The sequence below is a fragment of the Couchioplanes caeruleus genome (genome assembly GCF_023499255.1).
GTDB classification, from domain to species: Bacteria; Actinomycetota; Actinomycetes; order Mycobacteriales; family Micromonosporaceae; genus Actinoplanes; species Actinoplanes caeruleus_A.
Window position 1 is genome coordinate 7248609 of sequence record NZ_CP092183.1, and the last position, 12192, is coordinate 7260800.

Here is a 12192-nt window from a genome sequence, read left to right on the forward strand (position 1 = left end):
TGACCTCCGATGAGGGGTTGGGGGACTGCCTGAAACGGTAGCCATAAAAAGACGCCTATCAATGAGTACGGCCATATCGATTGCCGCCTCATGGTCACGTGATGCCGCCCGGCCGCCAGGCGTGTCGAGGATCTCCCCGACCGGCTGTCCGCATGGCTGGACGGCGGTTGCACCGGCGCAGAACCGCCACTAAGTTCACCGAAAAGGCATTAGTGTGCCGTTTTGCCGAATACCTTGCTCGCCTGAATATCACGAGGGGTGGCCCATGGCCGGATCACGGATCGTCTCGCTGGGCCATTACCAACCGGCACGGGTGCTGACCAACGACGAGCTCGCTCAGATGGTCGACACCAACGACGAGTGGATCCGCAGCCGCGTCGGCATCGAGACCCGGCACATCGCCGCCCCCGACGAGAGCCTCGACGAGATGGCGGCGCACGCGGCCCGCAAGGCGCTCGCGGAGAGCGGCGTCGCGGCCGCCGAGATCGACTACGTGATCGTGGCCACCTGCACGGCCTTCGACCGCTCGCCGAACATCGCCGCCCGGGTGGCGCGCCGGCTCGACCTGCCGGCCCCGGCCGCGCTCGACCTCAACGTCGCCTGCGCCGGCTTCACCCACGCCCTCGCCACCGCCGACCAGGCGCTCAAGACCGGCGCCGCCACCAAGGCGATCGTCATCGGCGTGGAGCGGCTCTCCGACTTCACCGACTGGACCGACCGCACGACGTGCGTGCTCATCGGTGACGGCGCCGGCGCCGCCGTCCTGGTCGCCGACGAGGAGGAGCACGTCGGCCCCGTCGTGTGGGGCTCGGTGCCGCAGATGTCGCACGCCGTCCGCATCGAGGGCCGCGACGCCACCTTCCAGCAGGAGGGGCAGAGCGTCTTCCGCTGGGCCACCCACTCGCTGCCCGCCATCGCGCGCCAGGTGTGCGAGAAGGCCGGTGTCCGGCCCGAGGACCTCGCCGCGATCGTGCCGCACCAGGCCAACCTGCGGATCATCGAGCCCCTGGCCCGGCGCATCGGTGCCACCGACGCGGTCATCGCCCGCGACGTGATCGAGTCCGGCAACACGTCGGCGGCCAGCATCCCGCTCGCCCTGTCCAAGCTGGTCCAGCGCCGGGAGATCCCGTCCGGGGCGCCGGTGCTGCTGTTCGGCTTCGGCGGCGGGCTGGCGTACGCGGGGCAGGTCGTGCGCTGCCCCTGACCAGGGCCTGACGAACGACGAAGGGCCGGGCGCCGGAGCGCCCGGCCCTCGTCATTGTGCCGCCAGCATCTCCACCAGGCGGTCCGCGATCATCGTCGGCGTCGGACAGTCGAAGACCAGGGACGAGGGCAGCCGGACCCCGGACGCCTCCGCGAGCCGCTGGGTGAACTCGAGCGCGGTCAGCGAGTCGAGGCCGCTGTCCCACAGCTCGCGGTCCGGGTCCACGTCCTCGGCCGCCCGGTGCCCGAGGACGCCGGCCGCGATTCCGCGTACCAGCTTCCGGACCTCGGCGCCGCCGAGCGACGCCCAGTCGACCCGGGACGCCGACGCGGCCGCCGCGGCGGGACGTTCCGGCGTGAGGTGGCGCAGCATGGCCGAGGTGGCCGGGCCGGTCTCGCCCACCAGCCGCAACGCCGTCACGGCCGGGTCGGGCTGCTGCAGCGCCGCGTCGAACAGCGCCAGGCCGCGCTGCGGTGGCAGCGCCGCGAACCCCGTGCGTTCCATCCGGCGCAGGTCGGCGCCGGTCAGCTCGCCGGCCATCCCGCCGCCGGCCCACGGGCCCCAGGCGACGGCCAGGGCGGGTGATCCCGCCGCCCGGCGGCGGTGCGCCAGCGCGTCCAGGACGGCGTTCGCGGCGGCGTAGTTGGCCTGCCCGGCCCCGCCCAGCACCCCGATCACCGAGGTGAACAGCACGAACGCGGACAGGTCGTGACCGGCGGTGAGCTCGTGCAGGTGCAGGGCGGCATCCACCTTGGGCCGCATCACCGCGTCGACGCGCGCCGGGGTCAGCAGGGTGACGGTGCCGTCCCGGACGACGCCCGCGGCGTGCACCACCCCGGTCAGCGGCCGGTCCGCCGGCACCGCCCGCAGCGCCCGTTCCAGGTCGGCGCGGTCCGACACGTCACACGCGACGACGGTCGCCGCGGCGCCCAGCTCGGCCGCGAGCTCCGCCGCCCCGGGCGCCGCCGGACCCTGCCGGCTCAGCAGCAGCACGTGGCGGACCCCGAGCCGGTGCACCAGGTGCCGGGCGATCAGCCCGCCGAGCGCGCCGGTCCCGCCGGTGATCAGTACGGTGCCCTCGCGGTCGAACGGCCGCTGCGGTCCCGGCTCGCCCGCCGGGGTGAACCGGGGCCGGTGCACGTGGCCCTCGCGCACGGCGAGCTGCGGCTCCGCCGACCGCAGGGCCCGGCGCAGCCCCGCGGCGGACGCCGGCTCCCCGTCGACGTCGATCAGGCGGAACCGTCCCGGATGCTCCGCCTGCGCGCTGCGCACCACGGCCCACACGGCGGAGGCGACCGGGTCCGGCACGTCGGCGCCGCGCTCCGTGGCCACCGCGCCGCGGGTCACGACCACCACCGTGGAGTCGTCGAACGTGTCGTCGCCGAGCCAGTGCTGGAGCAGCGCGAGGGCCCGTTCCGTACCCGCGCGGACCGCGCCCGGCAGGGAGCCGTCCGCCTCGGCCGCTCCCTCGCCGCCGCAGACCAGCATCAGGCCGGGCACCGTGGCGCCGCGCCGCAGCTCGCTCTCGACCTCCCGCAGCGAGGGGTACGCGTCGGCACCCTTCACCGCATCACTGAGGCCCAGGTGGTCGGTGCCCAGGATCCCGCACCGGGGCAGCGGGTCCCCCGGTTCCCCGTCGTCCTCGACCCGCGGCCAGGCGACGGTGAGCAGCACGTCCCGCTCGGACGCGGCGGACTCCAGGCGCGCCGGGTCGATCGCCCGGAACAGCAGGCGGTCCACCGACAGCACCGGCGTCCCGTCGCCGTCGGTCACCACCAGGGAGAAGGCGTACGGGCCCCGCGGGCTGACCCGCACCAGGAGCCGCGTGGCGCTGGTGGGCCGCAGCCGGACACCGGACCACACGAACGGCAGCGGGACGTCATCGCCCGCCGGAACGACGAGCAGCGCGGCGTGCAGGGCGGCGTCCAGCAGCACCGGGTGCAGGGCGAAGCCGGCGGCGGACACCCGGCCGGGCAGCTCCACCTCGGCGTACACCTCGTCGCCGTCGCGCCAGGCACCGGTGAGCGCGCGGAAAGCGGGGCCGTACGCGAAGCCCCGGTCGGCGAGCCGGCGGTAGTGCCCGTCCACGTCCACCGCGGACGCCGGGACGGTGATGCCGCGGCCCGGCCCGTCGGCGGCGACGGCCTGCCGCCCCTCGAGCGTGGCGCGGGCGTGCCGGGTCCAGCCCGCCGAGTCGTCCCCGCTGAAGATCGTGACCTCGTCGGGGCCGGCGACCAGGCGTACGTCCACCGGCGTGCCCGCGGTCAGGAGCAGCGGCGCCTGCACGACCAGCTCGGCGACGTCCCGCTCGAACCGGGCGGCCAGGTGGGCGGCCCACTCGACGAAGAGCGCGCCGGGCACGACCACGCTGCCCCGTACGGCGTGATCCGCCAGCCACGGCTCGGCGTCGAGGGAGAGCCGGACGGCGCCGAGCAGCGTCTCGGAGCCCGGCACCTGCAGGACGGCACCCAGCAGCGGATGGCTCGCCGGGGGCAGGAAGGCGCTCGGGGCGGCGGTGGCCGGGTCCAGCCAGTACCGCTGGCGCTGGAACGGATACGGCGGCATCTCACCGCGTCGCACGGCGGAACCGGCCGGCGTGCGCGACCAGTCGATGCGTGCGCCGGCGCAGTACAGCCGCATCAGGGCCGGCTCCACGCCCCGGCTGATCGGCACGAGCACGGCGTCCACGTCGGCCAGGTTGCGGGCGGCGAGCGCGGTCAGCACCCCGCGGGGACCCAGCTCGAGGAAGCGTCGTACGCCCGAGCCGGCGAGGTGGCGGACGCCGTCGCCGAACCGTACGGCCTCGCGCACGTGCCGGACCCAGTAGCCCGGCGTGCAGATCTCCTCCGCGGACGCGGGGCGGCCGGTCAGGTTCGACACCACGGTCAGGCGCGGCGGGTGGTATTCCAGCGTGGCGGCCACCTCGGCGAAGGCCGCCAGCATCGGATCCATGTGGGCCGAGTGGAAGGCATGGCTGACGCGCAGGCGGTCCACCCGGCGGCCGCGCTCGCGCCACAGCTGCGCGACCGCGAGCACCGGCTCCTCGGCGCCGGAGAGGACGACCGCCTCCGGCCCGTTGACCGCCGCGATCGAGACGCCCTCCGGCACCGGCGACACCTCGGCCTCGGAGGCGGTCACCGCGACCATCGCGCCGCCGCGTGGCAACGCCTGCATCAGCGCGCCCCGGGCGGCGACGAGCCGGCAGGCGTCCGCCAGCGACCACACCCCGGCGACGTGCGCGGCGGCCAGCTCGCCGATCGAGTGCCCGAGCAGCGCGTCGGGCACGAGCCCGAGGCTCTCGGCGAGCCGGTGGTGAGCGACCTCCAGGGCGAACAGCGCCGCCTGGGTGTACGCGGTGTCGTCGAGCAGCGCGGCATCGGGATGGCCGGCCGGCGCGAACATCACCGCCTGCAGCGGGCGGCCCAGGGCGGTGTCGAAGTGGGCGCACACCTCGTCGAGGGCGGCGGCGAAGGCGGGGTACGCGACGTACAGGTCGTGCCCGGCCCCGGCTGTCTGGCTGCCCTGCCCGCTGAAGAGGAACGCGGTGCCGCCGGGACGGGCGCGGTCCGTGACCAGACTGTCGTCCGCCGCGCCGTGGGCGAGGGCCTCGAGCCCGCGCTCGGGGTCGCCGAGAACCACCGCACGGAACGGCAACGCCGACCGCCCCGCCGCAAGCGAGGCCCGCAGGCCGGTCAGCTCCTCGGCGGACAGCGCGGCCGTACGGGACAGCAGATCCTCCGCCTGGGCGCGCAACGCCTCGGCACTGTGCGCCGAGAACGGCATCAGCGCCGGCGCGGACCCGGCCGTACCGGAACCGGCGAGCTCCGGTGCCTCTTCGATGATCACGTGCGCGTTGGTGCCGCTGATGCCGAAGGAGGACACGCCGGCTCGGCGTACGCGCTCGCCCGGCTGCCAGGGAACCGGCTCGGTCAGCAGCCGCATCGCCCCGCCGGACCAGTCGACCAGCGGCGTGGGCTTGTCGGCGTACAGCGTCCGGGGCAGGAGCCCGTGCCGCATCGCCAGCAGGACCTTGATCACCCCGCCGACGCCGGCCGCCGCCTGCGCGTGCCCGATGTTGGACTTGAGCGACCCGAGCCACAGCGGGCGCTCCGCGGGCCGCTCGGTGCCGTACGCGTTCAGCAGCGCCTGCGCCTCGATGGGATCGCCGAGCCGGGTGCCGGTGCCGTGCGCCTCGACCACGTCGACGTCCGACGGCTGCAGCCCCGCGTCCGCCAGCGCCGCCCGTACGACGATCTCCTGGGAGGGACCGTGCGGGGCGGTGAGCCCGTTGCTCGCGCCGTCCTGGTTGACCGCTGAGCCGGCGAGCAGGCCGAGCACCGGCCGGCCCGCGGCGACGGCGCGGGACAACGGTTCGAGGACCAGCAGGCCGACGCCCTCGCCCCAGCCCGTGCCGTCGGCGTCGGCGCTGAACGCCCGGCACCGGCCGTCCGCCGACAGACCGCGCTGGCGGCTGAACTCGACGAAGATGCCGGGCTCGGACATCACCGTGACGCCGCCGGCGACGGCCATCGAGCACTCGCCGTTCTGCAGGGCGCGGGCCGCCTGGTGCAGCGCCACCAGCGACGACGAGCACGCGGTGTCCACGGTGACGGCCGGGCCGGTCAACCCGAACGTGTACGCCACCCGCCCGGACACCACGCTCGCGGCGGAGCCGGTCAGCGCGTACCCCTCGATCTCCGGCGGGGCGGTGAGCAGGCGCGCCCCGTAGCCGCTCGCCATCGCGCCGACGAAGACGCCGGTGTCGGTGCCGCGCAACGCCGACGGCTCGATGCCGGCGTTCTGGATCGCCTCCCAGGCCACCTCCAGCACGAGCCGCTGCTGGGGATCCATCGCCAGCGCCTCCCGCGGGCTGATCCCGAAGAACGCCGGGTCGAACCGGTCGGCGTCGTGCAGGAAGCCGCCGGTGCGCACGTACGTGCGTCCGGGCCGTCCCGGGTGCGGGTCGTACAGCGCGTCGACGTCCCAGCCGCGGTTCCCGGGGAACGGCGAGATGACATCGCGCCCGTCGGCGAGCAGCTGCCACAGCTTCTCCGGGGAGTCGGCGTCACCGGGGAACCGGCACGCCATCGCGACGACGGCGATCGGGTCGCCGGTCCGGCGCGCGGCCGCCGTGACGGGTGCCGGGGTGCCGGCCACCATGAGATGGCGGGCGAGGTCGACGGGCGTGGGCCGGTCGTAGATCAGTCCCGGGGGAAGGTGCCGCCCGGTGGCCTCCTGGAGGCGGTCCCGCAGCTCCACCGCGGTGAGCGAGGTGAGCCCGAGGTCGTTGAAGGTGGCGGCCGGGTCGAGCCGCTCGGTGCCGGGGACACCGAGCACCGCGGCAACGGTACGCAGCACGAGATCGAGCAGCGCCTCGTCCGGCGCGGCACCGGGCTCCGCCGCCGGCCGGGCCTGAGCGGTCTCGCCGAACCAGTGCCGCTTGCGTTCGAAGGGGTAGCCGGGCAGGGTGCACCTGCGCGGCTCCTGGCCGGCGAAAACGGCGTCCCAGTCCCCCGGCGGGTCGGCGGTCTCCACTGTCTCTCCCCGCTCGACGCTGCGCAGGACGGCCCCGAGGTGGTCGAGGCGACCGGCACGCACCACGACCTCGTGGCCGGGCACGCCCCGCGTCGTCACCAGCGAGTACGCCACATCCAGCGGCTCGGCGTCCGGATGCGCGTCGAGCCAGTCGGCGAGGCGCCCGGCGTACGCCCGCAGCGCAGCCGGCGTTCGCGCGCTGACCAGGAACGGCCACTCCCGCTCCGGCACCCGGCGCGCCGGTGGGTCCGCGGCCCGGTGTCCCGACACGACGACGTGGCAGTTCGTCCCGCCGATGCCGAACGCGCTGACGCCCGCCGTGCCCGGCCGGTCGGCCGACGGCCATCCGGCCTGCCCGGCGACGACCCGCAGCGACTCCGGCACGTGCTCGGCCACCGCTCCGGCGCCGTGCTGCGCCGGGATGACGCCGTGCCGCAGGCTCAGGGCCGTCTTGACGAGCCCGGTGATGCCCGCCGCCGCTTCCAGGTGGCCCACGGTGGCTTTCGCCGAGCCGACGAGCAGCGGGCGCGTCCGGTCGGCGAACGCCACCCCGAGGGCCTCCGCCTCGACCCGGTCGCCCAGCCTCGTGCCGGTGCCGTGCAGCTCGACGTAGTCGACGTCGGCGGAGGCCACCCCGGCCCGGCGCTGCGCCTCGCGGATCACCTCGACCTGGGCCCGCACGTCGGGCGCGGTGACCGTACCGGTGTGGCCGTTGTTGTTGACCGCACTGCCGCGGATGACGCAGTAGATCCGGTCCCCGTCGGCCTCCGCGCGGTCCAGGGGCTTGAGCACGACCATCGCCCCGCCCTCGCCGCGGACGAAGCCGTCGGCCCCGGCCCCGAACGGGCGGCAGACGCCGGTGGGCGACAGCACGCCCGCCCGGGCCGCGGCGATCCAGCTGTTCGGGGCCAGGTTGAGCTGCACGCCGCCCGCCACGGCGAGGTCGCACTCGCCGGCCCGCAGCGCGACGCAGGCCAGGTGAACGGAGACCAGCGAGGCGGACTGGCCGGAGTCGACCACGAGACTGGGGCCGCGCAGCCCGAGCAGGTACGAGACGCGGTTGGCGAGCAGCGCCCGGTTGAGGCCCGTGAAGCTGTAACCGTCCAGCAGGCCGGCGGCCCGTACGAGGTCGGCGTAGTCGTCGGACATGGCGCCCAGGTAGACCGCCGTACGGGTGTCGCCGAGCCGCCCGGGCGCCAGCCGCGCGTCCTCCAGCGCCGCCCAGCCCAGCTCCACCGCGAGGCGCTGCTGCGGATCCGTCGCCGCCGCCTCCCGCGCCGACATCCCGAAGTGGGCCGCGTCGAAGCGGTCGGCGTCCGGCAGGAAGCCCCCGGTGCGGACGGCCTGCCGCTCCTGCGGGCCCAGCGCGGTGAGGTCGGCGGGACCGAACCGGCCGGCGGGGGCCGGACCGATGCCGGCGCCCCCGCCGATCAGCAGCTGCCAGAAGTCGCCCGGCGTGGGCGCACCGGGCAGCCGGGCGGCCATGCCGATCACCGCAACGGGCGTGCTCGCCCCAGAATCGCTCATGATCTCCGCTACTGTTCGTCCGTCTTCGTCAGGAACCGGGTCACCGTCTCGATCACCGCGCGGTCGCCGAGGATGCGCCGGTGCCCCAGGCCCTGGGTGAGGACCAGGTCGGCGGAGGTCGCGTACACCTCGGCGAGCCGCCGCCCGTGCCGCACCGGCACCTCCTTGTCGTCCTCGTCGTGGACGACCAGCGTCGGCACCGTGACCTGCCCGGGCCGGTACGTGGGCGAGAACCGCTCCCAGATGTCGGTCTCCGGCCGGAAGTAGATCTCGGTACGCCGGCGCAGCTCCCGGCTGATCGAGGGACGCAGCGACAACTGGGTGCAGAACGCGTCGGCCAGGTACGCGAAGTCGCTGATGGCGCTGATCGCCACCATCCGCCCGGCCTGCACACCCGACCGCATCGCGTGGTACGCGCACAGCACGCCGAACGAGTGAGCCACGATCGCCCGGAAGGGACCGTGCTCCTTCTGCAGGCGTGCGATGAGCGCGGCCTGGTCGACGATCGTGGCGGACACCCCGCCGGAGTCGCCGTGCCCCGGTGCGTCGTACGCCAGCACCGGCAACCCGGCCTCGTGCAGCGCCGGGACGAAACCCGCCCACGAGGCGGCCCGCGACTGGAACCCGTGCACCATCAGCACCGGGCGGGAACCGTCGCCCCACCGGTACGTCTTCACCGTGACGCCGTCGTGGTCCAGGTCGGACACCGCGGCAGCGTCCATCACCTGCTGCTGGGCGGGCCGCACCTCGGCGCGCCGCACCGGCTCGATGAACAGCTTGAACGCCGCACGCCCGGCCAGCCGCGGCGCTACGTACGAAACGGCGTTCAACCGGCTGCTGAGTGACGGTGCTGCCATGGTGTCTCCTTGGTGGACTTCTCGGTCAATTGACCTGTCGGACCCTTCCGGCCCAGAACCGATCGCGCAAGCTGCGCCGCAGGATCTTGCCGCTGGGGTTGCGCGGCAGCGCGTCGATGACGTCGTACGACGTGGGCACCTTGAAGTCGGCGATCTCGTCGCGCAGGAACAGCATCAGCTCCCGCGGCCTCGCCGCACGCCCCGGGCGGAACACCACGAACGCGTGCACCGCCTCGCCCCACTTCTCGTGCGGGATGCCGACCACCGCGGCCTCGGCCACGGCGGGATGCTTGGCGAGCGCGCTCTCGATCTCCGCGGGGTAGACGTTCTCCCCCGCCACGATCACCGTGTCCTTGATCCGGTCGCAGACGAAGACGAAACCCTCCTCGTCGAGGTAGCCGGCGTCCCCGGTGTGCACCCATCCGTCCACAAGGGTCGAAGCGGTCGCCTCGCGCAGGCCCCAGTACTCCAGCATGACCGCGGGCGTACGGATGCAGATCTCCCCGATTTCCCGCGCGGGCAGGCGCTCACCTGCCGAATCGATGACCTTGACCTCGATCCCCGGGTACGGGCGGCCCGCCGCCTGCAGCCGCGGACTTCCCGTCACGTGCTCGGCCGGCGGGAGGCAGACGGCCGTGTTGCCCGTCTCGGTCAGCCCGTAGATCTGGGCGAACTCGCACCCGATCTCGTCGATGCACTGCTGCAGGAGCGTCGCCGAGATGGGCGAACCGCCGTACACCACCTTGCGGAGGCTGGCGAAGTGGGCGGGCGTGGCCCGCGGCTCGCTGAGCATCATCTGCAGCATCGCCGGCACCACGCAGGCGATGGTGATGCCGGCGTCGCGGATCAGGTCCACCGCCGTGGCGCCGACGAACATCCGCATCGACACGATGGTGACGCCGGCGTTGAAGCCCTGCGTCGCCCACCAGATGCCGCCGACGTGGAAGCCCGGGATGCCGATCAGGCTGACGTCGCCGGGGCGCAGGTCGATCCACTCCAGGCCCTGCGACTCCATCGCGTCGCGTACGGCGAAGAAGCTGCGGTGCGCGAGCACCACGCCCTTGGGCAGGCCGGTGGTGCCGCTCGTGTACAGCTGGGCGACCGGGTCGTCCCACCCGCCGCCCTCGTCGACGCCGGTGTCCGGGAACCCGCGCTGCCAGGCCGGCAGACCGGTACCCGGCCCGTCGGGACCGTCGAGCGCGACGATGACCGGCGCGCGCTCCAGCTCGGCGACGACCTTCTCGGCCGCCGGCAGGAACTCGTCCTCGACGAACAGCACCGCCGTGCCGGAGTCGGCGAGGATGTGCCGCACCTCCACGGGCGTGAGCCGCCAGTTGATCGGGACCAGCACCGCGCCGGCCTTCGCGCAGCCGAACAGGACGTCGTAGTAGTGCTCCGACTCCTTCCCCAGGAAGGCCACCCGGGCGCCGGCGGCCAGACCCTGCGCGCGCAGGCCGTGCGCCGTACGGTTGCTCCGGCGATGCAGGTCTCCGTACGTGACGCTCCGGTCCTCGCAGAGCACCGCCGGATGATCGGGGCGCTCGGCGGCGTGGAAGGCGATCGACTGCTGCAGCGTACGGAGCTGCGGGAAGTACAACGACATCGGGCGAACTCCTTGCCTGGGGCTGGTCATGACCAGACGTGCGTGTCCGGCCAGAGCCGGCGCCCGGTGAGCGGACCGGACGGGGTGCCCTCGCGCGGCGGTGCCCCCGCCACGGCTTCCATGAGGACGTGCGCGTTGGTGCCGGTGAACCCGAACGAGCTCACCCCGGCGACCCGGCGGGCGGACTCCGGCCAGGCCATGAGCTTGCGGGGCACGTCGATCGAGAGCCGGTCCCAGGCGATGTCCCGGTCGGGCCGGCCGAAATCCGGCTGCGCGGGGATCTCGCCGTGGCTCAGCGCCAGCGCCACCTTGATCAGGCTCGCGGCGCCCGACGCGGTCTCCAGGTAGCCGATGTTGGCCTTGCAGGAGCCCAGGTACAGGGGATCCGCGCCGGGCCGGCCGCGCCCGTACGCCGCGGCCGTGCTCTCCGCCTCGATGACGCCGCCGAGCTTGGAGCCGTTGGCCTGCGCCTCGACGTACCGCACGTCGGCCGGGTCCACCCTGGCGGCCCGCAGCGCCTGCTCCATCACCCGCCGCTGGGCGGCCACCGGGGTCGCCGTCATCGCGGGACGGTCGCCCTGCTGCCAGAGGCCGGTGCCGCGGATGACCGCGTACGGCCGCGGCTCACCCGGCTGGACGTCCTTGAGCCGCTTGAGCACCAGGATGCCGCAGCCCTCACCGCGTACGTGCCCGTCGGCGTCCTCGGCGAACGGACGGCTGCGACCGGTCGGCGAGAGCATGCCGGCGAGGTCGAACACGGCGCTGGTGAACGGGGCCAGCTGCAGGTGGCACGCCCCGACGACGGCGAGGTCGCACTCGCCGCGCCGCAGCGCCGGGACCGCGAGGTGTACGGCGGTCAGCGCCGAGGCGCAGGCGGTGTCCACGGTCAGCACCGGACCGTTGAGCCGCAGCCCGGTGGCGATCCGCGCGGCCGTGGCACTGAGCGCGGCGCCCGTACCCATGTACGGCGACAGGTCCTCCGGCCGCACCCCGTTGCGAAGGTGGGCGTACGGATACTCCAGCGCGCTGACGCCCGCGTACACCCCGACCCGCAGCCCGGAGGTGTCCGGTGCGCCGGCGTCCGCGAGGGCCTGGCCGGCGCAGGCCAGCAGCAGGCGTTGCTGCGGATCCATGTGCCGGGCCTCCTCCTCGCCGAGGCCGAAGCGTTCCGGGTCGAACAGGTCCACGCCGTCGATGTGCACGCCGCGGGCCAGGACGTCCGCGTACGGCTCGAGGTCCGGCGCGCCGGTGTTCCACCGCGGCGGCGGCCGGCGCGGTTCGGCCGGCACGACCCGCTCGTCGCGCAGGGCCGTCCAGAACGCCGCGGGATCGTTGATGCCGCCGGGGAACCGGCACGCCATCCCCACCACGGCGATCCCCTGGTGTTCCTCGGCGTGCTGCCGGGCCGCCATCAGCAGGAGCTGCTCGCGGGTCAGCGTCTCCAGGTACTCGATGTGCTCCTTCAC

General features: G+C 74.5%; 5 protein-coding genes. 1 reads left to right on the plus strand and 4 read right to left on the minus strand.

Features of this window, described 5'->3' with window-relative positions; all coding sequences use genetic code 11:
* Positions 1 to 265: 265 nt before the first annotated feature.
* Positions 266 to 1204, plus strand: coding sequence for a beta-ketoacyl-ACP synthase III (locus COUCH_RS33465; protein WP_249609169.1), 939 nt, complete (start codon positions 266 to 268; stop codon positions 1202 to 1204).
* Positions 1205 to 1255: 51 nt separating this feature from the next.
* Here the strand turns inward: COUCH_RS33465 and COUCH_RS33470 are convergent, their stop codons facing one another.
* Genes COUCH_RS33470 through COUCH_RS33485 form a run of 4 tightly spaced genes read right to left on the minus strand, consistent with a single transcriptional unit; the run spans position 1256 to position 12192 of the window.
* A complete protein-coding gene (locus COUCH_RS33470; RefSeq protein ID WP_249609170.1) occupies positions 1256 to 8266 on the minus strand; it encodes a type I polyketide synthase in 7011 nt (2336 codons plus the stop codon).
* Positions 8267 to 8274: 8 nt separating this feature from the next.
* Complete coding sequence (locus tag COUCH_RS33475) at positions 8275 to 9123, minus strand: alpha/beta hydrolase (RefSeq protein ID WP_249609171.1); 849 nt, start codon at positions 9121 to 9123, stop codon at positions 8275 to 8277.
* Positions 9124 to 9148: 25 nt separating this feature from the next.
* On the minus strand, positions 9149 to 10726 hold the full coding sequence (locus COUCH_RS33480; RefSeq protein WP_249609172.1) for a long-chain-fatty-acid--CoA ligase: 1578 nt from the start codon (positions 10724 to 10726) through the stop codon (positions 9149 to 9151).
* A gap of 26 nt (positions 10727 to 10752) precedes the next feature.
* The gene (locus tag COUCH_RS33485) at positions 10753 to 12192 is read right to left on the minus strand and encodes a polyketide synthase (protein WP_249609173.1); all 1440 of its coding nucleotides are present in this window, start codon (positions 12190 to 12192) and stop codon (positions 10753 to 10755) included.

What these genes read in the sequence shown, in the direction of transcription:
- COUCH_RS33465 (WP_249609169.1), top strand. Translation starts at nt 266, where the DNA reads ATGGCCGGATCACGGATCGTCTCGCTGGGCCATTACCAACCGGCACGG.
- COUCH_RS33470 (WP_249609170.1), bottom strand. Translation starts at nt 8,266, where the DNA reads ATGAGCGATTCTGGGGCGAGCACGCCCGTTGCGGTGATCGGCATGGCC.
- COUCH_RS33475 (WP_249609171.1), bottom strand. Translation starts at nt 9,123, where the DNA reads ATGGCAGCACCGTCACTCAGCAGCCGGTTGAACGCCGTTTCGTACGTA.
- COUCH_RS33480 (WP_249609172.1), bottom strand. Translation starts at nt 10,726, where the DNA reads ATGTCGTTGTACTTCCCGCAGCTCCGTACGCTGCAGCAGTCGATCGCC.